Origin of the sequence: Streptomyces sp. NBC_01233, from assembly GCF_035989305.1 — a bacterium.
Lineage (GTDB): Bacteria > Actinomycetota > Actinomycetes > Streptomycetales > Streptomycetaceae > Streptomyces.
In genome coordinates, this window is record NZ_CP108514.1 from 6,092,935 (window position 1) to 6,115,616 (window position 22,682).

General features: G+C 71.6%; 24 protein-coding genes. 12 read left to right on the top strand and 12 right to left on the bottom strand.

What is annotated here, in order from left to right; genetic code table 11:
* Positions 1-26: 26 nt before the first annotated feature.
* A complete protein-coding gene (locus OG332_RS29195; protein ID WP_327419405.1) occupies positions 27-1,496 on the top strand; it encodes a sensor histidine kinase in 1,470 nt (489 codons plus the stop codon).
* A gap of 180 nt (positions 1,497-1,676) precedes the next feature.
* Here the strand turns inward: OG332_RS29195 and OG332_RS29200 are convergent, their stop codons facing one another.
* Both OG332_RS29200 and OG332_RS29205 read right to left on the bottom strand, forming a co-directional pair.
* A complete protein-coding gene (locus tag OG332_RS29200; protein WP_003953983.1) occupies positions 1,677-1,934 on the bottom strand; it encodes a WhiB family transcriptional regulator in 258 nt (85 codons plus the stop codon).
* A 324-nt stretch (positions 1,935-2,258) separates the two neighbouring features.
* Positions 2,259-3,224 carry a diacylglycerol/lipid kinase family protein gene (locus OG332_RS29205; protein WP_319731296.1) on the bottom strand — a complete coding sequence of 322 codons (966 nt, stop codon included), beginning with the start codon at positions 3,222-3,224 and terminating at the stop codon, positions 2,259-2,261.
* A gap of 84 nt (positions 3,225-3,308) precedes the next feature.
* On the opposite strand from OG332_RS29205, the gene OG332_RS29210 reads away from it, so the two are divergent.
* Positions 3,309-3,758 (top strand): hypothetical protein, encoded by a 450-nt coding sequence (locus OG332_RS29210; protein ID WP_327416248.1) that lies wholly within the window; start codon positions 3,309-3,311, stop codon positions 3,756-3,758.
* Between the two features lie 21 nt (positions 3,759-3,779).
* On the opposite strand, the gene OG332_RS29215 is transcribed toward OG332_RS29210, so the two are convergent.
* The 3 genes from OG332_RS29215 to OG332_RS29225 form a co-directional block, all read right to left on the bottom strand.
* The gene (locus tag OG332_RS29215; protein WP_327419406.1) at positions 3,780-4,778 is read right to left on the bottom strand and encodes an RNA polymerase sigma factor SigF; all 999 of its coding nucleotides are present in this window, start codon (positions 4,776-4,778) and stop codon (positions 3,780-3,782) included.
* 11 nt (positions 4,779-4,789) lie between these two features.
* Complete coding sequence (locus OG332_RS29220) at positions 4,790-5,203, bottom strand: anti-sigma regulatory factor (protein ID WP_327416249.1); 414 nt, start codon at positions 5,201-5,203, stop codon at positions 4,790-4,792.
* Between the two features lie 202 nt (positions 5,204-5,405).
* Positions 5,406-5,666 carry a UBP-type zinc finger domain-containing protein gene (locus OG332_RS29225; protein ID WP_327416250.1) on the bottom strand — a complete coding sequence of 87 codons (261 nt, stop codon included), beginning with the start codon at positions 5,664-5,666 and terminating at the stop codon, positions 5,406-5,408.
* Between the two features lie 54 nt (positions 5,667-5,720).
* Here OG332_RS29225 and OG332_RS29230 point away from each other — a divergent pair, with 54 nt between their 5' ends.
* Positions 5,721-7,301, top strand: coding sequence for a Na+/H+ antiporter (locus OG332_RS29230; protein ID WP_327416251.1), 1,581 nt, complete (start codon positions 5,721-5,723; stop codon positions 7,299-7,301).
* Between the two features lie 193 nt (positions 7,302-7,494).
* On the opposite strand, the gene OG332_RS29235 is transcribed toward OG332_RS29230, so the two are convergent.
* Both OG332_RS29235 and OG332_RS29240 read right to left on the bottom strand, forming a co-directional pair.
* Positions 7,495-8,907 carry a pyridoxal-phosphate dependent enzyme gene (locus OG332_RS29235; RefSeq protein ID WP_327416252.1) on the bottom strand — a complete coding sequence of 471 codons (1,413 nt, stop codon included), beginning with the start codon at positions 8,905-8,907 and terminating at the stop codon, positions 7,495-7,497.
* 168 nt (positions 8,908-9,075) lie between these two features.
* Positions 9,076-9,531 carry an RrF2 family transcriptional regulator gene (locus OG332_RS29240; RefSeq protein ID WP_327416253.1) on the bottom strand — a complete coding sequence of 152 codons (456 nt, stop codon included), beginning with the start codon at positions 9,529-9,531 and terminating at the stop codon, positions 9,076-9,078.
* 236 nt (positions 9,532-9,767) lie between these two features.
* Here OG332_RS29240 and OG332_RS29245 point away from each other — a divergent pair, with 236 nt between their 5' ends.
* From OG332_RS29245 to OG332_RS29265, 5 genes are all read left to right on the top strand, one after another.
* Complete coding sequence (locus OG332_RS29245) at positions 9,768-11,174, top strand: family 2B encapsulin nanocompartment shell protein (protein ID WP_327416254.1); 1,407 nt, start codon at positions 9,768-9,770, stop codon at positions 11,172-11,174.
* The gene (locus tag OG332_RS29250; RefSeq protein ID WP_442816380.1) at positions 11,171-12,223 is read left to right on the top strand and encodes a family 2 encapsulin nanocompartment cargo protein polyprenyl transferase; all 1,053 of its coding nucleotides are present in this window, start codon (positions 11,171-11,173) and stop codon (positions 12,221-12,223) included. Before OG332_RS29245 ends, OG332_RS29250 begins: the two co-directional genes overlap by 4 nt.
* A 132-nt stretch (positions 12,224-12,355) precedes the next feature.
* On the top strand, positions 12,356-12,949 hold the full coding sequence (locus tag OG332_RS29255; protein WP_327416255.1) for a GNAT family N-acetyltransferase: 594 nt from the start codon (positions 12,356-12,358) through the stop codon (positions 12,947-12,949).
* 144 nt (positions 12,950-13,093) lie between these two features.
* Complete coding sequence (locus tag OG332_RS29260; protein WP_327416256.1) at positions 13,094-13,678, top strand: dihydrofolate reductase family protein; 585 nt, start codon at positions 13,094-13,096, stop codon at positions 13,676-13,678.
* Between the two features lie 61 nt (positions 13,679-13,739).
* Positions 13,740-13,943, top strand: a complete 204-nt coding sequence (locus tag OG332_RS29265; protein ID WP_327416257.1) for a hypothetical protein — start codon at positions 13,740-13,742, stop codon at positions 13,941-13,943.
* Between the two features lies 1 nt (position 13,944).
* Here OG332_RS29265 and snpA read toward each other — a convergent pair whose 3' ends face one another.
* Positions 13,945-14,613, bottom strand: a complete 669-nt coding sequence (gene snpA / locus OG332_RS29270; protein ID WP_327416258.1) for a snapalysin — start codon at positions 14,611-14,613, stop codon at positions 13,945-13,947.
* A gap of 211 nt (positions 14,614-14,824) precedes the next feature.
* Here snpA and OG332_RS29275 point away from each other — a divergent pair, with 211 nt between their 5' ends.
* The 3 genes from OG332_RS29275 (at position 14,825) to OG332_RS29285 (ending at position 17,815) form a co-directional block, all read left to right on the top strand.
* Positions 14,825-15,757: a LysR family transcriptional regulator gene (locus OG332_RS29275; RefSeq protein ID WP_327416259.1), complete on the top strand. Its 933-nt coding sequence runs from the start codon at positions 14,825-14,827 to the stop codon at positions 15,755-15,757.
* 194 nt (positions 15,758-15,951) lie between these two features.
* Positions 15,952-16,911: a DUF4097 family beta strand repeat-containing protein gene (locus OG332_RS29280; protein WP_327416261.1), complete on the top strand. Its 960-nt coding sequence runs from the start codon at positions 15,952-15,954 to the stop codon at positions 16,909-16,911.
* A gap of 1 nt (position 16,912) precedes the next feature.
* The gene (locus OG332_RS29285; protein WP_327416262.1) at positions 16,913-17,815 is read left to right on the top strand and encodes a PadR family transcriptional regulator; all 903 of its coding nucleotides are present in this window, start codon (positions 16,913-16,915) and stop codon (positions 17,813-17,815) included.
* 127 nt (positions 17,816-17,942) lie between these two features.
* On the opposite strand, the gene OG332_RS29290 is transcribed toward OG332_RS29285, so the two are convergent.
* The 4 genes from OG332_RS29290 to OG332_RS29305 form a co-directional block, all read right to left on the bottom strand.
* Positions 17,943-18,515, bottom strand: a complete 573-nt coding sequence (locus tag OG332_RS29290) for a Clp protease N-terminal domain-containing protein (protein WP_327416263.1) — start codon at positions 18,513-18,515, stop codon at positions 17,943-17,945.
* Positions 18,515-18,724, bottom strand: a complete 210-nt coding sequence (locus tag OG332_RS29295; protein ID WP_030013034.1) for a helix-turn-helix domain-containing protein — start codon at positions 18,722-18,724, stop codon at positions 18,515-18,517. Before OG332_RS29295 ends, OG332_RS29290 begins: the two co-directional genes overlap by 1 nt.
* 58 nt (positions 18,725-18,782) lie before the next feature.
* On the bottom strand, positions 18,783-19,745 hold the full coding sequence (locus OG332_RS29300; protein ID WP_327416264.1) for a zinc-binding dehydrogenase: 963 nt from the start codon (positions 19,743-19,745) through the stop codon (positions 18,783-18,785).
* A gap of 231 nt (positions 19,746-19,976) precedes the next feature.
* A complete protein-coding gene (locus OG332_RS29305; protein WP_442816228.1) occupies positions 19,977-21,179 on the bottom strand; it encodes an NAD(P)-dependent malic enzyme in 1,203 nt (400 codons plus the stop codon).
* A gap of 526 nt (positions 21,180-21,705) precedes the next feature.
* On the opposite strand from OG332_RS29305, the gene OG332_RS29310 reads away from it, so the two are divergent.
* On the top strand, positions 21,706-22,668 hold the full coding sequence (locus tag OG332_RS29310) for an ABC transporter substrate-binding protein (protein ID WP_327416265.1): 963 nt from the start codon (positions 21,706-21,708) through the stop codon (positions 22,666-22,668).
* The last annotated feature ends 14 nt before the right edge of the window (positions 22,669-22,682 follow it).

Consider the following 22,682-nt stretch of genomic DNA (forward strand, 5'->3'; position numbering starts at 1 on the left):
CGGGGTACGCTCGCAACGTGCCCTCCATGAACGACCTCGTACGCCAGCACACCGCTCTCAGTGAAACCGACCTGGAGTGGCTCCACCTGCTGGTCTCGGAGTGGCAACTGCTCTCCGACCTGTCCTTCGCCGACCTCGTGCTGTGGGTGCCCACCCTCGACGGCACGCGGTACGTCTCGGTCGCCCAGATGCGCCCGAACACCGGCCCCACCTCGTACCAGGACGACATGGTCGGCCACCTGGTTCCGCGCGGCCGCCGTCCGCTGCTGGACGCCGCCCTCGACGAGGGCCGGATCGTGCGCGAGGGCGACCCGGAGTGGCGCGAGGAGGTGCCGGTCCGAGTCGAGTCGATCCCCGTCCGCCGCGAGGGGCGGGTACTGGGAGTGATCGCGCGCAACACCAACCTGCTCACCGTGCGTACACCGAGCCGGCTGGAGCTGACCTACCTCCAGTCCGCCTCCGACCTGGCCCAGATGATCGCCGCGGGCTCCTTCCCGTTCCCCGGCCAGCAGGTCGACATGGACGCCTCCCCGCGCGTCGGGGACGGCCTGATCCGCCTCGATGCCGACGGCGTGGTCACCTACGCGTCCCCGAACGCGCTCTCCGCCTACCACCGGCTCGGCCTTGCCTCCGACCTGGTCGGGCAGCACCTCGGCAAAACCACCGCCGAACTCGCCCCCTCCCGCGGCCCGGTGGACGAGGCCCTGGTCAAACTCGCCAGCGGCTGGGCCCCCAGGGAGACCGAGATCGAGGGGAACGGCGGGGTCATCCAGCTGCGCGCGATCCCGCTCAAGCCGAAGGGGACCCGGATCGGCTCCCTGGTGCTCTGCCGCGACGTCACCGAACTGCGCCGTCGCGAACGTGAACTCATCACCAAGGACGCGACCATCCGGGAGATCCACCACCGGGTGAAGAACAACCTCCAGACGGTGGCCGCGCTGCTGCGGCTCCAGGCCCGCCGAATGGATTCTCCGCAGGGCCGCGAGGCGCTCAACGAGGCCGTGCGCCGCGTCGGTTCGATCGCGATCGTGCACGAGACGCTCTCTCAGAACCTGGACGAGCGGGTCGAGTTCGACGAGATCGCCGACCGCGTGATCGCGATGGTCTCGGAGATCTCCCCGGGCAAGGTCGACTGCCGGCGCACCGGCCGGTTCGGCATCCTGGACGCGGAGGTTGCCACTCCGCTGTCGATGGTGCTCACCGAGATCCTGCAGAACGCCCTGGAGCACGCCTTCACCCAGGGCGAGCGGGGCACCGTGGAGGTGGCCGCGACCCGCACCGGAACCGGCCGCACCGACGGGCGACTGCTGATCACCGTGCTCGACGACGGCAGCGGCCTGCCCGAGGGATTCGATCCCCAGCGGGCCGGCAACCTCGGGCTGCAGATCGTACGGACCCTCGTGGAGGGGGAGCTCGGCGGAACGTTCGACATGGTCCGGGCGCAGCCGCGCGGGACCAAGGTCGTCCTCGACCTGCCGTCGAGCCCGCAGAAGTAGTCGTGACGGTAACGCTCCGTCACCCGGGGTGACGTGCGGCGGGCCGGGTGAATGTCACTCGGCGTGACCGGGACAGCACTGAGCCCCGGACCGAAGGGTGATCGGTCCGGGGCTCAAGAGCACGTTGCTGAGCGCTTATTCGGGTACTACGCGCTGCGCGTCGAGGCTCGAAAGTCGTTGTCAGGCGCTGGCGTTGCGCGCCCGGTTGCGAGCGGCGCGGCGCTTCATCGCGCGGCGCTCGTCCTCGCTGAGACCGCCCCAGACGCCGGAGTCCTGACCGGACTCGAGCGCCCACTGCAGGCACTGCTCCATGACGGGGCAACGGCGGCAGACGGCCTTGGCTTCCTCGATCTGCAGCAGCGCAGGACCGGTGTTGCCGATGGGGAAGAAGAGTTCCGGGTCTTCCTCGCGGCAAACGGCGTTGTGACGCCAGTCCATGGCTGCTCCATCTCCTTGTATTGCGGGCACTTTGCTTGTGAATGTGAACGCTTTCACGAATCCCCCCGTGAGGGAAGGTCGACCGCCCGGTTTCACGCGGGTGATCAGTCAGAGATTCGTGGAGGGGTTCTGGCGATCTGTGTGGGTGCCGGGTTGTGCGGGCTGTCCCGATCGCCATGAAGAGATTCGCAAACCTCGGACGGGGATACAACCCCTTCCGGAAAGTTTTTTTTGATTCGTCGGTGTCTACTAGGTCACAGCCCTACATCGCGAGGGTGGACCGGCGTGTAAACGTTCGAGTGAAAGGCCTTCGGGCTCTTCCACTCACACAATCACACGCAGTGCACGGCGTACGCCTGTGAACCGAACGCTGGTCCGCAGTCCGAGGTGGTCCCCGTCCATCTGGAACGGAAGTGGCACCTTCGAATGCAAGGTGAAGTCGGTCAGATCGTGCAGAGACACCGCGTGCTTGCCGTGCGGACCCCGCTCAGGAGTGGAGGTCAGGAGCTGTGTCGCGTAGCGCGCGACGGCCGGAGTTGACAAACGGTCGAGCGCCAATACGTCAAGCGCGGTATCGAACGATGCCTCCGGAGAGGCGTAAAGCGGACGATTGCCCAGATACGTCCACGGTGAGGTGTTGCACACTATCGACAGCACCAGATCCGTCACCGGATCAGCGCCCGGGCGCTCCAGCGTGACCGTGCCGTGCCGCCGGTTCGGCTCCTCCCAGAACTGGCGCATCAGCTGTCGTACATACAGGGCGTGCGTCGAACGCTTGCCGCGCTCCCGCTGCTGCTCGACCCGCCCCACCACTCCCGCGTCGAAGCCGAAGCCCGCGCAGAAGGTGAACCAGCGCGCGGGGACCGACTCGTCCTCCGTGCCCGGGGTGCCGGCCGCCAGGCCCAGCCCCACCGTCCGCTCCCGTCGCTCGCGCAGCGCGTCCAGCAGGGCGCCGGTCGCCTCGACCGCATCGTTGGGCAGCCCCAGGGCGCGCGCGAACACATTGGTGGAGCCGCCGGGCACCACCGCCAGCCGGGGCAGCCGGTCCGGATCGGGCCCGTCGTGCAGGAGCCCGTTGACCACCTCGTTGACCGTGCCGTCGCCGCCGAGGGCGACGACGAGGTCGAGCCCCTCGTGCGCGGCCTTGCGACCCAGGTCCCGGGCGTGCCCGCGGTACTCGGTGGTCACCGCCTCCAGCTTCATCTCGCTGGCCAGGGCATGGGTCAGGACGTCGCGCGTGCGCGCACTGGTGGTCGTCGCTGCTGGGTTGGCCACGAGAAGTGCACGCATGAGCGCCAGACTACCCACCCCTTCTCATGGCGACCCTACTGCCCGTCCCCTCCGGGGTCCGGGGCCCGCCGCTACCCTGCTGGAGTGAGTAAGAAGCAGCCTGCGCAGGCCCCCGCCCCGACCGCCGCCCCGACCGCCGGGCTGCCCCGCCGGCTGACCGCCGCCGCCGCGCTCACCGCGCTGGAAGGCCTGGCACTGGCCGGCCTCGGCGTCTACATGCTGTTCGTGGGCATCGCCGGCGACCCCGACTCCCCGCAGCAGGCCGAGACGGGCGGGCTCACCCTGCTCGCCCTCGCCGCGCTGCCGCTGATCGCCGCCCGCGGGCTGCGCCTGGGCCGCCGCTGGAGCCGCGGCCCGGCGCTGATCACGCAGCTGATGGCGCTGCCGGTGGCCTGGACCCTCTACAGCACCGGCGGCGCGATGGTCGCCGCCGCGGTGGCGCTGGCCGTGGCCGCCGTGGCCGTCGTGGCGCTCCAGGTGAACCCGACGGCGACCGAGGCGCTCGGTATCGGGCCCGGCGAGCAGGCCCGATAACCGGACGTCCGGCGTCTGGTCCTACTCCTCCACCAGCAGCTTCTCGCGGAGCTGGGCCAGGGTGCGGGCCAGCAGCCGGGAGACGTGCATCTGGGAGATGCCGACCTCCTGGGCGATCTGCGACTGGGTCATGTTGCCGAAGAACCGAAGCAGCAGGATCCGCTTCTCCCTCGGCGGCAGCCCCTCCAGCAGCGGCTTGAGGGACTCGCGGTACTCGACGCCCTCCAGGGCCTCGTCCTCCGAGCCCAGGGTGTCCGCGACCGCCGGCGACTCGTCGTCGGTGTCCGGGACGTCCAGCGAGAGCGTGCTGTAGGCATTGGCCGATTCCAGACCCTCCAGCACCTCCTCCTCGGAGATCCCCAGCCGTTCGGCCAGTTCGTGCACCGTGGGGGAGCGGCCGTGCTGCTGGGAGAGCTCGGCCGTGGCCGTCGTCAGCGAGAGCCGCAGCTCCTGCAGGCGCCGGGGCACCCGAACCGCCCAGCCCTTGTCGCGGAAGTGGCGCTTGATCTCGCCGACCACCGTGGGCGTGGCGTACGTGGAGAACTCGACCCCGCGGTCGGGGTCGAACCGGTCCACCGATTTGATGAGGCCGATCGTGGCGACCTGGGTCAGGTCGTCCAGCGGCTCGCCGCGGTTGCGGAACCGCCTGGCCAGGTGTTCGACCAGCGGCAGGTGCATCCGTACGAGCCGGTTGCGCAGCTCCGCCTTCTCCGCCGACCCGTCGGGCAGCGCCCGCAGTTCGATGAAGAGGGCCCGCGCGCCGCTGCGGTCGCGCGGATCCGGCAGCGCCGGGGTCACCGGGAACACCGGCGCCGCCGGCACCACGGGGGCCGTGGCCTCCGGTGGCTGTGGTTGGTCGTGCTGGTTCTCGCTCATAGGGCCCGCCCGTCGCTCCGCCGAGTCCAAAAAGCCGTCTTCCGCATCCGCGTCAGCCGGGTGCGGCCGGGCGTGCTGCTGCTCCGGGATGCCGCCGTCGACCTCGTGCCGTACCCGGGGCCGATCCCCGCCCCGCACCGGGATCTCCCCGCCGCTCACGCCGGGCCTGGTCCCGCGCCGCGCTGTTTGTAGAGGCTGATGCTCACCGTCCGGTTCTCCTCGACCATGGCCTCGACCTTGCCGGCCAGCGCCGACAGGACCGTCCACGCGAACGTGTCACGCTCCGGTGCGCGCCCGTCGGTGGTCGGCGCCGAGACGGTCACCTCCAGCGAATCGTCGATCAGCCGGAACACGCAGCTGAGGACGGAGCCCGGCACGGCCTGCTGGAGCAGGATCGCGCAGGCCTCGTCCACCGCGATGCGGAGGTCCTCGATCTCGTCGAGGGTGAAGTCCAAACGTGCTGCGAGACCGGCCGTGGCCGTGCGCAACACCGACAGGTAGGCACCCGCAGCGGGCAGCCGGACTTCCACGAAGTCCTGAGTCCCGGGCTCGCCTGCGATCTGGGACACCCTCACCTCCAAGGTGGTACGAGCTCTGTTCGCCGGTGACGCTATCGCGATCCGGGCGATCGTGTCGCGGCACCCCTCTTGGCGCCCGCTTGGACACCCGCCTACGGCCAGTGACTGATGGTAAGCCCATGGGTACGCACAGTGGCTAGGGGTCTGCGGGGCCCAAATCGGGGGAACCGGCGGAGGGTTGACCTACCCCGCTTCAGACGATCGAACCGTCGACAAAACACCATCGCCAGGTCTCACCCGGTTCGAAGCTCCGCATCACCGGATGGCCGGTCTCCTGATGGTGCGCGGTGGCGTGCCGGTAGGGGGAGGAGTCGCAGCAGGCCACGTGCCCGCACCCGAGGCACATCCGCAGTTGCACGGGATGGCTGCCGAGCGCCAGACATTCGGGACAGGTCTGTGCAGAGGGGACCGGCTCGGGGCGCGGCAGTTCGGCAACATGGGTGCACTCGCTCATGATGACCAGCGTAGAGCCGCGGTGCGGGCACGTGACGGATGAGGTGGATCTTCGATGGAGGTATTGCCGCTGGTGGCGCTCGTCGCGGCCAGCGCAGCCGTCGCGGGACTGGCCCGCCGTACGCCCGTGCCCGCGCCGCTGCTGCTCGTCGCCGCGGGCCTGCTGGCCGCGTACCTCCCGGGCGTGCCCTCGTACGCCCTCGACCCGCACATCGTGCTGCCGCTGCTGCTGCCGCCCCTGCTGTACACGGCCGCCGTGGACAGTTCGTACCTGGACCTGCGTGCCAACATCCGGCCGATCGCGATGCTCTCGGTGGGCTACGTGCTCTTCGCGACGCTCGCCGTCGGGTACGCGGCGTACCTGCTGGTGCCGGGGCTGTCCATGCCGGTGGCCCTGGTGCTGGGCGCGGTGATCGCGCCGCCCGACGCGGTCGCCGCGACCGCGATCGCCCGCAAGCTCCGGCTGCCGAACCGGATCACGACGATCCTGCAGGGCGAGTCCCTGGTGAACGACGCCACCGCGATCACCGCCTACAAGGTGGCGCTGGCCGCGGCGGTCGGGGTGGGCGCCGGCTGGGCGGGCGGGATCGCGGAGTTCCTGCTGGCCTCGGTGGGCGGGATCGGCGTGGGCCTGCTGCTGATGGTGCCGATCCACCACCTGCGCACGCGGCTCAAGGAACCGCTGCTCCAGAACACGCTCTCGCTGCTGATCCCCTTCGTGGCGTACGCGGCGGCCGAGCGGGTGCACGCCTCCGGGGTGCTGGCCGTGGTCGTGGTCGCGCTGTACCTCGGACACCGGAACTGGCAGGTCGACTTCGCCACCCGGCTCCAGGAGGAGGCGGTGTGGAAGGTGGTCGCCTTCGTGCTGGAGTCGGTGGTCTTCGCACTGATCGGGCTCCAGCTGCCCGTGGTCCTGAAGGGACTGGGGGAGTACGAGGGCCTGCACGCGGCCTGGTACGCGATCGCCGTGTTCCTCGCGGTGGTGGTGGCCCGGTTCCTGTGGGTGTTCCCGGCGACCTTCGTGCCGCGCTGGATCTCCCCGCGGATCCGGTCGAGGGAGCCGGATACCGACTGGAAGGCCCCGGTGATCGTGGGATGGGCCGGGATGCGCGGAGTGGTCTCGCTCGCCATCGCCTTCTCCGTGCCGATCTCGGTGCCGCACCGGAACCTGATCCTCTTCCTGACCTTCACGACCGTCATCGGGACGCTGGTGGTGCAGGGGCTGACGCTGCCGCCCCTGATCAGGGTGCTGAAGCTGCCGCCCAAGGACGTGCAGGCCGAGACGCTGGCGGAGGCGCAGGCCCAGAGCGAGGCCTCGCGGGCGGCGGAGGAGCGGCTGGCGGAGCTGCTGGAGGAACCGGAGAACAGCACCCTGCCGCCGCCGCTGGCGGAGCGGCTGCGCACGGTGCTGGAGCGGCGGCGCAACGCGGTGTGGGAACGGCTGGGCGAGGTCAACCCGCTGACGGGGGAGTCGGCGGACGACGTCTACCGCAGGCTCGCGCGGGACATGATCGAGGCGGAGCGGGAGGTCTTCGTCGCGCTGCGGGACCGCCGGCGGATCGACGACGAGATGCTGCGGGCCCTGCTGCGCAGGCTGGACCTGGAGGAGGCGGCGGCGTACCGGGAGTCGACGTAGCCCCTGCGGGGTCGCTCGGCAGGTCCCCCGGCGCGGCCGCGCCGGGCGCCACCGCGCCGGGCGCCACCGCGCCGGGCGCCACCGCGCCGGGCGCCACCGCGCCGGGCGCCACCGCGCCGGGCGCCACCGCGCCGGGCGCGGCGCCGTTGCCCGGGGCTCCGCCCCCGGCCCCGGGCGAGGTCGGGACGCCCGGCTACGGGCGGCCCGTGATGATCGCGGCCAGGGTGGTGCCGTGCGGGAAGGTGCCGGAGGCGGTGAGGGCGGTGAGGGCCCACAGCAGCTTGGCCACGTAGATCCGCTCCACCGGGAGGCCGTGCCGGGACTCGAAGTCGGCGGCGAAGGCCTCCAGGACGGCCGGGACGCGGGCGTAGCCGCCGTGGTGGAAGTCCTCGGCCAGGGACCAGTCGCCGACCGGGCCGCCGTACGCCTCGGTCTGGAGGGAACGTATCTCCGCAGACAGGAAGCCGCCCGCCAGGACGGGGACGCCCAGCGCCCGCTGGCCGGGGGCGAGGCCGGCCGCCAGACCCGCCAGGGTCCCGCCGGTGCCGCAGGCCACGGCCACCACGTCGGCCGCGCTCCGCAGCTCGTGGCCCAGCTCCGCGCAACCCGCCAGGGCGAGGGCGTTGCTGCCGCCCTCCGGGACGGCGTACGCCCCGCTCGCGCCGGCCTCGTCCAGCAGCAGTGCCAGCGCCTGCGGGTCGGCCTTGGCGCGGTAGCGCGACCGGGACACGAAGTGCAGCCGCATGCCGTCCGCCGCGCAGCGGGCGAGGGAGTCGTTCAGGGGCCGGCCGGCGAGCTCGTCGCCGCGCACGACGCCGACGGTCCGCAGGCCCAGCAGCCGCCCGGCGGCCGCGGTGGCCCGCAGGTGGTTCGAGTACGCCCCGCCGAAGGTGACCAGCGTGTCGTGCCCCGCCTCCACCGCGGTCCGGACCCGCTTGACGGTGATCGCGCGGACCGGGGAGCCGGGCGGGCTGGACAGGCTGTACTGGCGGATCTGGCGGGCGCCGTCCGGGAGTTCGACCTGGACCGAGACGTACTGTCCGGGCTTGAACGCCGGTGCGGGGGCGCCGTCCGCGGGGGTCAGCCGGAAGGTGGTGCAGTCGGCCGTCTCCTCCACCCGGCCGGTGACGGTCCACTCGCGCCACACGTCCCCGGCGGTGACCTGCTGCTCGGCGTAGAGGCGCTCCTCGATGGCGACGAGGGCACCCGCCATCAGCCAGTAGACCTCGTCCCAGGCCTGGGCGACCTCGGGGGTGACGGCCTCGCCGAGGATCTCTGCGATGGCCGCGAAGAGGTGCTCGTGGACGACCGCGTACTGCTCGCGGGTGACGCCGAGGCTGGCGTGCTTGTGGGCGATGCGGCCGAGCATCACGTCGGGGCGGGTGTCCGGGTGCTCCACGAGGTGGACGGCGAAGGCGGCGATGGACCCGGCGAGGGCCTGCTTCTGGAGGCCGGCGTTCTGGTTGCCGCGGTTGAAGAGGTCCCGGATCAGCGCCGGGTGGGCCGCGAAGAGCTTCGTGTAGAAGAGTTCCGTGATCTCGCCGATCGCCGCCCCGACGGCGGGCAGGGTGGCGCGTACGGTCGCGGTCGACTTCTCGGAAAGCATCGGGACTCCTTGCGTGGGCGATGAATTGGTATCTGAGATGCGTATTTATGGTCGCGGAAATATGCGGCCGATGGAGGCGTGAGCTCGTGCGGACTTCTGTTCGGAAGTCTTGGCGGGGTGGTCCCGGCAGGTCGTCGGGCGGCGGGAACCGGCCATCCGGCCGGGTTGTCAGGGCCCGTCGGCCCCCGTCGGCGCCCGGCCGGAAATGCCCAGCAGGAGCGGTCCGGTCGGGGCCGCCACCAGGTCGTTCACCGTCAGCGGGTCCAGTGTGGCGAAGAAGGCCTCCTGAGCCCTGCGCAGCGCCCCGCGCAGCAGGCAGGCCCCGCGCAGCGGGCAGGGGGTGGTGCCGTCGCAGTCCACGACGTCGCCCGCGCCCTCCAGCTCGCGCACCACTGCGCCCACCGAGGCGGCCCGCCCGGCGGGGGTCAGGGTGAGCCCGCCGCCGCGGCCGCGCCGCGCCTCGACCAGGCCGAGATGCTGCAGCCTGGCGACCACTTTGGCCGTGTGGGTGTACGGGACCTCCATGGTCGCCGCCACGTCACGGGTGGTCGGGAGTTCGGTCTCCTCGACCGCCAGGCGCATCAGGACGCGCAGCGCCAGGTCGGTGAATCGGGTCAGCCGCATGGGTACACCGTAGGAAACTTGCATCTTGTGTGCAAATTAAGGTCGGCGCGCGCCGGCTGCCTGGCCGAAATCGATGGGGTGTGAGGGGCTCGCGGGGCTGCTGGGGGAGGAGAGGGGTCCCAAAGAGTGCCCCGCACGCGGACGGAGTAGTCCCACCCTTTTGTGTAATGGTCCCATCACGTTCTGCACTGAAAGGCTGATCCTGCAGATCCATGGAGTGATCGAAAGGGATATACATGTCGGTCCAGGCGGGTTCCGAACCCGAGGCCCAGGCACCACAGCGCAGTCTCGGGACGACGGCCGCGCGGAACTTGGCAACCACGACCAAGTCCGCGCCGCAGATGCAGGAGATCACCTCGCGGTGGCTCCTGAAGATGCTGCCGTGGGTGTCGGTGCAGGGCGGCACGTACCGCGTCAACCGCCGGCTGAGCTACTCGGTCGGCAACGGCGTCGTCGAGTTCGTCAAGACCGGTACCCAGGTCCAGGTGATCCCCGCCGAGCTCGGCGAGCTCCCGCTGCTACGCGACTACGAGGACCTCGACGTCCTCGGTGAACTGGCCCAGCGGTGCCGCCAGATCGACTTCGAGGCCGGCCACGAGCTGACCGCCTTCGGCAGCCCCGCCGACCAGGTGTTCCTGCTCGCCCACGGCCGCATCGACCAGATCGGCCCGGGCCCCTACGGCGACGACGCGGTCCTGCAGACCGTGGCCGACGGCGCGTACTTCGGCGAGGACTCCCTCGTCGATGAAGAATCGATTTGGGAGTACACCGCCCGCGCCGCCACCGCCGGCACCGCGCTGGTCCTGACCCGCCAGGACTTCCAGCTGCTCGCCGACCGGGTCGACTCGCTGCGCGAGCACCTGGAGAACGTACGGACGCTGCCCGCCCGGCGCACCAACAAGTACGGCGAGGCCGCGATCGACCTCTCCGCCGGCCACCAGGGCGAGGCCGTCCTCCCCGGCACCTTCGTGGACTACGAGGCGCGCCCGCGCGAGTACGAACTCTCCATTGCACAAACGGTCCTGCGGGTGCACAGCCGCGTCGCGGACCTCTACAACCACCCGATGAACCAGACCGAGCAGCAGTTGCGGCTCACGGTCGAGGCGCTGCGCGAGCGCCAGGAGCACGAGATGCTCAACAACCGCGACTTCGGCCTGCTCCACAACGCCGACTACGACCAGCGCATCCAGCCGCACGACGGCGCGCCCGGCCCCGACGACATGGACCAGCTGCTCGGCATGCGGCGCGGCTCCAAGCTCTTCCTGGCCCACCCCAAGGCGATCGCCGCCTTCGGCCGCGAGTGCAACAAGCGGGGGCTCTACCCGGAGTCGGTGGAGATCAACGGCAACCGGGTGCCGTCCTGGCGCGGAGTGCCGATCTTCCCGAGCAACAAGATCCCGATCAGCGACGCCCGGACCACGTCCATCCTGTGCATGCGCACCGGTGAGGACGAGCAGGGCGTGATCGGCCTGCACCAGCCGGGGATCCCGGACGAGATCGAGCCGAGCCTGTCGGTCCGCTTCATGGGGATCAGCGAGCAGGCGATCATCTCGTACCTGGTCACCGCCTACTTCTCCGCCGCCGTGCTGGTGCCGGACGCGCTCGGCGTGCTGGAGAACGTCGAGATCGGCCGCTGGCGCTGAGTACGGTGAACGCCACCGCGACCGGTGAGGGCCAGGAGGCCGCCGCCCTCCTGGAACGGACGAGGGGAACGGTCAACCCGGAGCTGCGCCGGACGGTCGAGAGCCTGCCCGGGGGGATGCGCCGGGTGGCGATGTACCACTTCGGCTGGGAGCGCGAGGACGGCACCCCCGCCGAGGGCAACGCCGGCAAGGCCATCCGGCCGGCCCTGGTCCTGGCCGCGGCCCAGGCCCTTGCCGGGCCGGGGGCGGGCAAGGGCGACGACGCCGTACGGGCGGCGGTGGCCGTGGAGCTGGCGCACAACTTCACGCTGCTGCACGACGACGTCATCGACAAGGACGTCCGGCGGCGCGGCCGCGCCACCGCCTGGACCGTCTTCGGCATTCCGGACGCGATCATCACGGGCGACGCCATGATGGCGCTCGCGCTCCGGCAGCTTGCGGAGGATCCCCATCCGGCCTCCGCGGCGGCTTCGTCCCGGCTCGCCGCGTGCGTCATCGAGCTGTGCGCCGGCCAGCAGGCGGACTGTGCCTTCGAGCAGCGTCCGGACGTCTCGCTCGACGAGTGCCTGGCCATGGCCACGGCCAAGACCGGGGCGCTGCTGGGCTGCGCGTGCGCGCTCGGCGCGCTGTACGCGGGGGCCGGGCCGGACGAGGTCGACGCCATGGACGCCTTCGGCCGGGAGGCCGGGCTGGCCTTCCAGCTGATCGACGACCTGATCGGCATCTGGGGGGATCCGGGGCACACCGGCAAACCCGCCGGGGCCGACCTGATCGCCCGCAAGAAGTCCCTCCCGGTCGTGGCCGCCCTCACCTCGGGCACCGCGGCGGGGGAGCAGCTGGCCGCCCTGTACGCGGGTCCCATGACGGGGGACGACGTGCGCGACGCGGCGGACGCGGTGGACCGGGCCGGCGGGCGCGACTGGGCGCAGGCCCATGCCGCGGACCGGATGGGACGGGCGGTCCAGCAGCTGTCCCGCGCCGTACCGGACCTCGCGGCGGCGGGCGGGCTGCTGGCACTCGCGGAGTTCGTGACGCGCCGCACGCGGTGAGCCCGGCGCGGTCGGCAGGACACGGCAAGGCCTGTTCCGGCACGGCACGGTGCCGGAACGGGTCTTACCGCGGCTCCGCGTCAACTCTAGGATCGCTCACGGTTGTTGACGCGTGAGTGAAGGGTGTGACCAGTGGCGCTGGAGATACGTCAGGCGGATCAGTCGGACCGGGACGCGGTGGCGCGGCTGCTCGACGAGGCCTTCCGCACGGACCCGGTGAGCAGCTGGGTCTTCCCGGACCCGGAGCACCGGGCCGCGGTGCACGGGAAGTTCCTCGGCGTCTTCGTGGACGTGGCGCTGGCCGACGGCCGGATCGACTACGCGGTGGACGGCTCGGCGGCCGCGCTGTGGCTGCGGATCCCGGCGGGCGAGCCCGAGGGGGAGGACGAGATCCCGGCGCGGATGCGCGCGGTGGCCGACCCGGACAACGAGCGGTGCGAGCTGGTCGGCCGGCTGACGGGCGCGGTGCACCCGACGGCGGAGGAGCACGAGTACCTGCTGATGATCGCGGTCGCCCCGGGCCGGCAGGGGCAGGGCCTGGGCGGCGAGCTGATGCGGCCGGTGCTGGAGCGCTGCGACCGCGAGGGCGTGCCGGCGTACCTGGAGGCGAGCAGCGAGCGCAGCAAGGGGCTGTACGAGCGGCTCGGATGGGAGTTCACGGGGGAGGCGGTGCGGCTGCCGGAGGGGCCGCTGATGTGGCCGATGTGGCGCAAGCCGCGCGGCTAGGCGGGCCGGGGTGCGCGGGGACCGTGCCGGATTCGCGCCGGAATCGCACCGGAGCCGCGTGGGGGCTTGCGTAACCACTCCATGCGCAGTACTTTCCTTGACGTGACTCCGGTGCGGGGGCACTGTCGAACGGAAGAGAATCGCTTGCGCAAGCTCACGTACTTCATCGCCACGTCGGTCGACGGCTTCATCGGGGCCCCGGACGGCGACGGCGATTTCTTCTACGCACACCTCGATGCCGAGTTCATCGACTTCCTCAAGGCCGAGTACCCGGAGACCATCTCGGCCCAGGGCCGCGTGGCGCTGGGGCTGGCCGATGCCGAGCCGAAGCGCTTCGACGCGGTGCTCATGGGGCGCAACACGTACGAGCCCGGCCTCAAGCAGGGCATGACCAGCCCCTACGGCCACCTGCCCGGGCAGTACGTCGTCTCCCGCAGCCTCATCGCCTCGCCGGACCCGCAGGTCGAGCTGGTCTCCGGGGACGTCGCGGCCGAGGTCCGCGAGCTGAAGGCCCGGGACGGGCTCGGCATCTGGCTCTGTGGCGGGGCCGACCTCGCGGCCCAGCTGATCGACGAGATCGACGAGTTCATCGTCAAGACCTACCCGATCTTCCTGGGCACCGGCATGCCGATGTCGCGGGCCGGATTCGGGGTGCGCCCCCTGGAGCTCACCGGGGTCAAGATCCTCGGCGGCGGCCAGACCGTCACCTCGTACGCCGTCAAGCGCTGACCCCGCCGGCCCCCCGGTCCGCTGCGGCCCCAAAAGCGCCGAACCGGCCTACCGTGGAGGTATGGCCGGTGAACAGCAGCAGCGCGCGCACGAGACGATCGCCCCGCAGGCCGGGCACGAACAGCAGACGTGCCCGGCGTGCGGGCGCCGCGTCGACACGGTGGTCAGGCGGCGCAAGTCGCTCGGGATCTTCATTCCGGTGTGGGGCCGCGGCCCCTGCCGGAACCCGGAATGCCGCGATTACGTGGACCCCGAGGAGCGGTGACTCAGCTCTTGGCGGCGAGTTCCTTCGTGCCCAGGCCGGAGGCGAAGCCGTTGGCCCAGAGCTGGTTGACGCGCGTCCGCTCGGCGGAGTTCGGGGTGGCGTTCTGGCACGAGGTGCCCGGGCCGCCGCCCGACATCAGCTCGCTGCACGGGCCCGAGTAGTGGTCCGGGAGGCCCAGCACGTGGCCGGTCTCGTGCGAGGTCACCCGGGTGGAGTTGTACTGCTGGTTCTGCCGGTAGTCGAGGAAGATGTAGCCGCGGCCGTGCCCGTCCGTGCTCGCGTACGAGCCGCGTGAGTCGTTGCCCTCGCGGTACGAGAAGTTCCCGCCGGAGGACACCTCCTGCAGCCTGACGTTGCTCACCGAGCTGTTCCAGATCTGCGTGGAGCGGGCTATCTGGGTGCGGAAGCTGGGCGCGTTCCGGGTGTTGTACGTGACGGTCACGGCCAGGACGCCGGGGTTCGCGGCGCGCTGCTCGGCGACCGAGCGCTGCACGGCCTCGAAGAAGGCGCGGTTGGCGGCCTCGTTCTCCTGCGAGCCCGCGTACGCGGCGTAGCCGGCGGCATTGCCGACGGGGGCGGGAGCGGCGCTGGCGGTGGGGGTGACACCGAGGGCGGCGGCGAGGCCGAGGCCGACGGTCGTGGCCAGAACGGCCTTACGGGAGTGGCGCATGTGGGGGAGCTCCTACTCGTCCGGTGCGGTGGGGGGTGGGTCGTTCGGTACCGGAGTCTGCGGGAGTTCACTGGCCCGGCGGATGATGTCACTCCCCGATAGCGCCGGCCTATCGGGAAGATTTCGACAGCCCAACTAGCGTGAGAATGGCGGGATTCGGGGGGCTATCAGTGGCTGGTGCGGTCCACCGGGACCGGCCTACTCTCGGGTCATGGAGCTCGAGGTCAGGCACCTGCGCGCGCTGTGCGCCATCGCCGACACCGGCAGCCTGCACAAGGCCGCCCGGCAACTCGGCGTGAGCCAGCCCTCCTTGACGACCCAGCTGCGCCGCATCGAACGGGCCCTGGACGGCGAGCTGTTCCTGCGCGAGCGGACCGGCTGCCGGCCCACTCCCTTCGGCCGGACCGTGCTGGGCCGGGCCCGGCCGCTGCTCGCCGAGATGGCCGCGCTGGTGGCCGAGGCCCGGGCGCAGGCCCGCGGGCCGCGGCTGCGCATCGGTTCCACGGCCAGCCGGGCGCTGCCGGGATGGCTGCGCCGGCTGCACCGGCGGCTGCCGGACACCGAGACCTCGCTGGTGGTGGACGTGTCCGCCAACGCGCTCCTGCGGATGGTGGCCTCGGGGCAGCTGGACGTGGCGTTCGTCCACGAGGTGGAGGGCAGCCCGCTGCGGGTGCCGCCCGGGCTGCAGATGCACGTGCTGATGGAGCGGGAGCCGCAGTTCGTGTCGATGCCCCGGGACCATCCGGCCGCCGGGCAGTCGGTGGTCTCCTTACGGGACCTGGCCGCCGACCGGTGGATGGTGGACCCCTCGGTCGACGGCGAGTGGGACGGGCTGCGGCGGGTCTTCGCCGGGGCCGGGCTCGACCCGCCCGTCCTCCACGCCGACTACCACACGGCGACCTCGCTGATCATCTCCGGCGAGGCGGTCGCGCCCTGCCAGCCGACGTCCGGGCCTCGCGAGGACATGGCGATCCGGCCGCTGTCGGGGGACCCCCTCGCCGTCCGCCTGCTGCTGGCGACCCGGCCCGGCGCCCACGCGGAGGTCTACGAGGACCTCCGCGCCGCCTATCGCGAGGCGGCCCTGCGCACGCCCCCGTACCGCGCCTGGCTCCACCACCACGCGAGCCCCCTGCTGGCGGCCTGACGGACCCCCGGGGCATGCGCCCCTGACCCGCGCCGAACGCCGGCGGGGCCGGATTTCCCGGCCTCACCGGCGTTTTCGGCATGCCCGCACACGGCTTGACTTCCCTTGGCCGCGATATATCGTGTTATTCGAGAAGACGCGATATGTTGCGTGCGTCGAGCCCGGTCCGTGAACGCACGAGGAGGATCAGCACCATGGCAGAGCAGTCGTCCCGGCCGTCGCCTTCGCAGTCGACCTGGCACATCGCCGAACCGCAGAAAGTCGCCTTCGAGGCGCCGGTGACCGAGCTGCGCGTACGCGTCGTGAGCGGCACGGTGAACGTGGTCGCCGCCGAGGAGGGCCCGGCCCGCCTGGAGGTGACCGAGGTCGACGGACCGCCGCTGTACGTGGTGCAGGACGGCGACATCCTCACCGTCTCCTACGAGGACGTGCCCTGGAACGGGTCCCAGGGCCTCAAGCAGTGGTTCGAGTCGAAGCCCTGGAAGGCCTGGTCCTCCGGTTCCGCCGCCGGCCGCAAGGCCTGGGAGCGCAGCGCCGCGATCACCCTCACCGTCCCCGCCGCCACCCGGGTCCAGGTGGCCGCGGTCGACGCCACCGCCTTCGTCTCCGGCATCTCCGGCGGCACCGATGTCACGGGGGTCTCCGGCGACGCCACGCTGGTCGGGCTCTCCGGCCGGGTCAAGGCGCACACCGTCTCCGGCGGCGTCGAGGCCCAGTCCGTCACCGGCGACCTCCGCTTCCACTCGGTGTCCGGCGGCCTGACGGTCGTCGACGGCGCGGGCGTGAGCGTACGGGCCGACTCGGTCAGCGGTGACATGCTCCTCGACCTGGACCCCGACCCGGCGGCCGCGCGCCCGGTGGACATCGCGCTGAACTCCGTGTCCGGCCAGGTCGCGATCCGCCTCCCGCACCCCGCCGACGCCCGCGTGGAGGCCAACACCGCCACCGGCGGCGTCTCCAACGCCTTCGAGGACCTCCGGGTCTCCGGCCAGCTGGGCGCCAAGCGGATCACCGGCACGCTCGGCTCCGGCACCGGCACCCTGCGGGCCACCACCGTCTCCGGCGGCATCGCGCTGCTGCGCCGCCCGCAGGCCGACGCCGACGCCCCCGCGCCCGCCGCCGCTCCCCCCGCGCTCGACAAGAAGGTGCTCTGACATGCCGCCCGTCTTCGCCCACGGCCGCCTCCGCCTCTACCTCCTCAAGCTGCTGGACGAGGCCCCGCGCCACGGGTACGAGGTGATCCGGCTGCTGGAGGAGCGCTTCCAGGGCCTGTACGCCCCCTCCGCGGGCACCGTGTACCCGCGGCTGGCCAAGCTGGAGGCCGAGGGCCTCGTCACGTACGCCACCGAGGGCGGGCGCAAGGTGTACTCCATCACCGAGGCGGGCCGCGCCGAGCTGGCCGACCGCAGCGGCGAACTCGCCGACCTGGAGCTGGAGATCCGCGACTCGGTCACCGAACTGGCCGCGGAGATCCGCAACGACGTCCGGGGCGCGGCCGGTGACCTGCGGCGCGAGATGCGGGCGGCGGCCTCGGCGTCCGCGACCCAGGTCGAGGACGAGTCCTGGAAGGCGGCCAAGGAGGAGCTGCGCAGGGCGAGGCAGGAGTGGAAGGAACAGGCGCGCCGGGCGAAGGACGAGAGCCGCCGGGCCCGCGAGGAGGCGCAGCAGGCCCGCCGCCAGGCCAAGGAGGCGCAGGAACGGGCCCGCGAGGAGGTCCAGCGCATCGCGGTCCAGCTGCAGGAGCAGTTCGCCAAGTCCGGCGGCGTCCTGGGCAGCCTGGCCGGCGCGTGGCTCGGCGGCGGTGCGACGCCGTCCGGTCCGGCGGCCGGGCCTGCCGCGGCCCCGGCGGCGGAGGCCGAGGCCGAGGCGGGCTGGGCCGACGATCTGGCGCCCAGCGGTGACCCGTCGAGGGATCTCGACCGGCTGCTGGACCGCTTCCGCGACGAGGTGCGGGATGCTGCGCGGGATCACGGGGTGAGCTCGGCGCAGGTGGCCGACGCCCGTGCGGATCTGGCGGCTGCGGTTGCTCGGCTGAGGGCGACGCTGCGGGCCGGGTAGGGGGCTCGGCTGCACGCGCCTCCCCCAGACTCCGTCCGGGGTGACACCCAGGGGGCTCCGCCCCCGAGCCCCCGCGCCTCAAACGCCGGCGGGGCTGGAGGTGGGCTGGATTCGCCGGGCTGGGGTGTCAGGCGGCCAGGCCCGATTCGGCCGTTCCGTAGGTGATGCCGTGGTCCGTCAGGACCTCGGACACCGTGCCGGGGCGGGAGAGTAGGGCCAGCAGGAGGTGCAGGGTGCCGATGTGGTTGTCCTTGCGGGCCAGGGCGATGCGGAGGGACTGTTCCAGGACCTTCTTCGAGCCCTCGGCGAAGGGAACCCGGTAGCTGCCGGCGCGGTCGTCCGGCTCGTCGCGGCCGAGGGCCGAGCGGAGTGAGGCGCGCAGGGTCCGCCTGCGCGGCGCGGGGGCCGCGAGCGCGCCCTGGCCGTGGGTCTCCTCGATGCGGGAGACGATCTCCGTGAGGTCGATGCCGAGTCCGGCCAGCGCCTCCTCGTCCGCCCGGGACATGCCGCCCCGGCGGCGGGCCGCCGTCAGGTCGGCGGCCACCGCCGCGCGGTCCACCCCCAGCCGGTCCAAGGCCCCCAGGTCCAGCAGGGAGAGCAGCAGGTGCTCCTCGGTGACGGTCGCGGCCCCGGCCCGCCGGGCCTCGGTCGCCGCCCCCGTCACGGTGTTCCGGGCGTCGGTCGTGAAGCGTTCGAACATCAGAGCCTCCCGTACTTCTTGTGCACGGCCTGCCGGCTGACGCCCAGCTCGGCCGCGATCTCCTGCCAGGACCACCCCTGCGCGCGGGCACTGCGTACCTGTACCGCCTCCAGCTGCTCCAGCAGCCTGCGGAGGGCGGCCACGGCACGCAGGCCCACGCGCGGGTCGCGGTCACCGGCCCGCTCGGCGAGATCGGTTGCTTCCGTCATGCCTGTCAATTTAGGTTGACGCGGGAGGTGTCGTCAACCTTCGTTGACGCGCGTGTGTCTACGGGTTGAGGACGATCTTCCCGAAGAGGTCACCCGCCGCGAGCTTCTCGAAGCCCTCGCGCGCCCGGTCCAGCGGCAGCACCTCGTCGATGACCGGCCGGAGTCCGGTCGTGGCGCAGAACGACAGCAGGCCCTCCAGCTCGTCCTTCGAGCCCATCGTCGAGCCGACCACCTTCAGTTCCAGGAAGAAGATCCGGGTCAGCTCGGCGTGCGCCGGGCGGTCGCCGCTCGTGGCGCCGGAGATCACCAGGGTGCCGCCGGGGCGCAGGGACTTCACCGAGTGGGACCAGGTGGCCGCGCCCACCGTCTCGATCACCGCGTCCACCCGCTGCGGCAGCCGCGCGCCCGGCTCGTACGCCTCCACCGCGCCCAGCTCCACGGCCCGCTTGCGCTTGGCCTCGTCCCGGCTGGTGGCGAAGACCCGCAGGCCCGCCGCCTTGCCGAGGGCGATCGCGGCGGTCGCCACCCCGCCGCCGGCGCCCTGGACGAGCACGGAGTCCCCGGGGCGGACCCCGGCATTGGTGAACAGCATCCGGTACGCCGTCAGCCAGGCCGTCGGCAGGCAGGCGGCCTCCTCGAAGGTCAGCTCGGCGGGCTTGCGCAGGACGTTCCACGCGGGGACGGTCACCTGCTCGGCGAAGGTCCCCTGATAGCGCTCGGTCAGGATCGAGCGGGGCTCGTCGGGGCCGACCCCGTGGCCGCTCTGGCCGATCACGGAGTGCAGGACGACCTCGTTGCCGTCCTGGTCGATCCCGGCGGCATCGCAGCCGAGGATCATCGGGAGTCTTTCCTCGCCGAGGCCCACCCCGCGCAGCGACCACAGGTCGTGGTGGTTGAGGGAGGCGGCCTTGACGTTCACGGTCACCCAGCCGGGCCGGGCCTCCGGTGCCGGGCGATCGCCCAGTACAAGGCCGTTCAGCGGCTGGTCACGGTCGATTCGGGCGGCGTAGGCAGCGAACATGCCGCGACGCTACCGCTCGGTAGGGCAGGGTTCCAGCCCTCTCGTGACCGTGGTGGTGAGGCTTTCGTCGCACCATCGCGGGCCGGCCCGGAACGACGGGCGGAGCCCGGAGCAGCGGCGCGAGGCCGGTAGGGCCCGTCAGGGCCGCACCGCGCGAGCGGCGCGTCAAAAAAGCAGAGGCCCGGCCGGAGGGATCCGGCCGGGCCTCTGCCCGTACAGCTCGCGCGGCGGTCAGGCCAGGCGGGCCACGCCGTCGGCCTTCGCGGCGGCGGCGACGGCGGCGGCGACGGCCTCCGCGACGCGCTCGTCGAACGGCGACGGGATCACGTAGTCGGCGGCGAGCTCGTCACCCACGACGCCGGCGATGGCGTCGGCGGCGGCGATCTTCATGCCTTCGGTGATCCGGGTCGCGCGCACCTTGAGGGCGCCCGCGAAGATGCCCGGGAACGCCAGCACGTTGTTGATCTGGTTCGGGAAGTCCGAGCGGCCCGTGGCCACGACCGCCGCGTACTTGTGCGCGACGTCCGGGTGGACCTCCGGGATCGGGTTGGCCATGGCGAAGACGAAGGCGTCCTTCGCCATCGAGGCCACCGCCTCCTCCGGGACCGTACCGCCGGAGACGCCGATGAAGACGTCCGCGCCGGCGAGGGCCTGCTCCAGCGAACCGGTCTGGCCGGTCTTGTTGGTCAGGCCCGCGATCTCCGCCTTGACGTCGGTCAGGTCGGAACGGTCCGCCGACACGACGCCCTTGCGGTCGGTGACGCAGACGTCGCCGATGCCCGCGTCCACCAGGATCTTGGCGATGGCGATGCCCGCCGCGCCCGCACCCGAGATCACGGCACGCAGGTCGCCGAGGGTGCGACCCGTGAGCTTCGCGGCGTTGCGCAGCGCGGCCAGCGTCACGATGGCCGTGCCGTGCTGGTCGTCGTGGAAGATCGGGATGTCCAGCGCCTCCTGGAGGCGCCGCTCGATCTCGAAGCAGCGGGGGGCCGAGATGTCCTCCAGGTTGACCCCGCCGAAGGACGGGGCGAGCCGGATGACCGTCTCGATGATCTCGTCCGTGTCCTTGGTGGCGAGCGCGATCGGAACCGCGTCCACACCACCGAACTGCTTGAAGAGAATGGCCTTGCCCTCCATGACGGGGAGGGACGCCTCGGGGCCGATGTCACCGAGTCCGAGCACGGCCGTGCCGTCGGTGACGACGGCGACCACGTTGGACTTCCAGGTGTACTCGTTCACCAGCTCCGGCTGCTCGGCGATGGCGCTGCACACCTTCGCCACGCCGGGCGTGTACGCGAGGGACAGGTCGTCCTTGTCGTTGACGGGCACCGTGGCCTGGATGGCCATCTTGCCGCCCCGGTGCAGCGCGAACACCGCGTCCGGGTTGTTGTCCGTGACGCTGTCACTGCGAGGGTTGATGATCTCCGCTGCCACTGTGTGTGACCCCTTAAGTCCTTTGAATCGTTGAGGGTGGCCACTCCTGGTTAAGGGGTGGGCGGGCACCGCGTCCGTACTCCGCATCGACGGTTGGCCCGTCTCCGCGGAGGGGAGGTTCGTACGCGCGGGCGCGCCGCACGCGCGCCCTGAGCCCCGGATGAGGGGTGTAAGGATCTGTTCTACCCGAAGAACGCTCGCCCAGACGAGTCGATTCCCGCTCAATCGTAGGCCGCTTGCCCCGCTTTTGGCGAAAAGTCCAAACCTTGATGTCCGGTGGGCGAGACGCTCCGTAGAAACTGCGGCGAAAAGGCCAGGTCACGGCAGTATCTGCGGCCTTGAAGCCCCTTCCCCGTAGTCCTGTTGGGCCACCCCCGCCGCCCGTTATGCGATTTTGACCTGACGGGCACCCTGAATGTCTCAGTCCGAATGGCAAGATGCCGTAATCACACAAGGTCGCGACACTCGATGGTGCGTGTCCGACCGTTTTTCGATGCTTTTCCACCACTGCCGGAGGAACCAAGCCATGACCGCTAGCACCACCCGTCGTACGACCGCCGCACGGTCCCGGATCGCCGCGGTCGGCGCGATCGCGGTCGCAGGCGCCCTGATCCTCACCGGTTGTGGTGACCAGACCGACAAGGCCTCGACCAGCCCGTCGGGTGCGGCGAACAACAGCAGCGCGCCGCTCTTCTCGAAGCTCCCGAAGAAGATCCAGGACGCCGGTGTCATCAAGGTCGGCACCGACGCGACCTACGCGCCGATGGAGTTCACCGAGGGCGGCAAGATCGTCGGCGTCGACCCCGACGTCGCGGCGGCCCTGAGCAAGCAGCTCGGCGTGCAGTTCAAGTTCGAGTCGGGCACCTTCGACACCCTGATCGGCAGCATGCAGACGGGTCGCAGCGACCTGGTCATGTCCTCGCTGACCGACACCAAGGCCCGTCAGGAGGGCCTGGACGACAAGGGCGCTAAGACCGGTGCCGGTGTCGACTTCGTCGACTACTTCTCCGCCTCGACCGGCATCCTGGTCAAGAAGGGCAACCCCCAGGGCATCAAGACCCTCGACGACCTGTGCGGCAAGACGGTCGCCGTGCAGCGCGGCACCACGTACGAGGACTCCGCCAAGACCCAGGCCGAGAAGTGCAAGACGGACGGCAAGGGCGAGCTCAAGATCGAGTCCTTCCCGACCGATGCCGAGGCCCAGACTCGTGTGAAGGCCGGCGGCGCCGCCGCGGACCTGAACGACTCCCCGGTCGCCGCGTACATCGCGCAGACCGCCGGCGGCGGCAACGACTTCGAGGCCATCGCCAACCCGACCGACGCCGGTCTCTTCGGCATCGCGGTGGACAAGAAGAACACCGAGCTGCGCGACGCGCTCAAGGAAGCCCTTGACGCGGTCATCAAGGACGGCACGTACAAGGCTGCCCTGGACAAGTGGAACGCGGGCTCCGGCGCCGTGACCGAGGCCAAGATCAACGCCGGTTCCTGACCTCCGCGTACCAC

Excerpts from the sequence above, each read along its gene's own strand:
- OG332_RS29285 (WP_327416262.1), top strand. The coding sequence starts at position 16,913 with ATGCCGCCCGTCTTCGCCCACGGCCGCCTCCGCCTCTACCTCCTCAAG.
- OG332_RS29245 (WP_327416254.1), top strand. The coding sequence starts at position 9,768 with ATGTCGGTCCAGGCGGGTTCCGAACCCGAGGCCCAGGCACCACAGCGC.
- OG332_RS29280 (WP_327416261.1), top strand. The coding sequence starts at position 15,952 with ATGGCAGAGCAGTCGTCCCGGCCGTCGCCTTCGCAGTCGACCTGGCAC.
- OG332_RS29275 (WP_327416259.1), top strand. The coding sequence starts at position 14,825 with ATGGAGCTCGAGGTCAGGCACCTGCGCGCGCTGTGCGCCATCGCCGAC.
- OG332_RS29310 (WP_327416265.1), top strand. The coding sequence starts at position 21,706 with ATGACCGCTAGCACCACCCGTCGTACGACCGCCGCACGGTCCCGGATC.
- OG332_RS29295 (WP_030013034.1), bottom strand. The coding sequence starts at position 18,724 with ATGACGGAAGCAACCGATCTCGCCGAGCGGGCCGGTGACCGCGACCCG.
- OG332_RS29225 (WP_327416250.1), bottom strand. The coding sequence starts at position 5,666 with ATGAGCGAGTGCACCCATGTTGCCGAACTGCCGCGCCCCGAGCCGGTC.
- OG332_RS29195 (WP_327419405.1), top strand. The coding sequence starts at position 27 with ATGAACGACCTCGTACGCCAGCACACCGCTCTCAGTGAAACCGACCTG.
- OG332_RS29200 (WP_003953983.1), bottom strand. The coding sequence starts at position 1,934 with ATGGACTGGCGTCACAACGCCGTTTGCCGCGAGGAAGACCCGGAACTC.
- OG332_RS29300 (WP_327416264.1), bottom strand. The coding sequence starts at position 19,745 with ATGTTCGCTGCCTACGCCGCCCGAATCGACCGTGACCAGCCGCTGAAC.
- OG332_RS29240 (WP_327416253.1), bottom strand. The coding sequence starts at position 9,531 with ATGCGGCTGACCCGATTCACCGACCTGGCGCTGCGCGTCCTGATGCGC.
- snpA (WP_327416258.1), bottom strand. The coding sequence starts at position 14,613 with ATGCGCCACTCCCGTAAGGCCGTTCTGGCCACGACCGTCGGCCTCGGC.
- OG332_RS29235 (WP_327416252.1), bottom strand. The coding sequence starts at position 8,907 with ATGCTTTCCGAGAAGTCGACCGCGACCGTACGCGCCACCCTGCCCGCC.
- OG332_RS29230 (WP_327416251.1), top strand. The coding sequence starts at position 5,721 with ATGGAGGTATTGCCGCTGGTGGCGCTCGTCGCGGCCAGCGCAGCCGTC.
- OG332_RS29290 (WP_327416263.1), bottom strand. The coding sequence starts at position 18,515 with ATGTTCGAACGCTTCACGACCGACGCCCGGAACACCGTGACGGGGGCG.
- OG332_RS29265 (WP_327416257.1), top strand. The coding sequence starts at position 13,740 with ATGGCCGGTGAACAGCAGCAGCGCGCGCACGAGACGATCGCCCCGCAG.
- OG332_RS29205 (WP_319731296.1), bottom strand. The coding sequence starts at position 3,224 with ATGCGTGCACTTCTCGTGGCCAACCCAGCAGCGACGACCACCAGTGCG.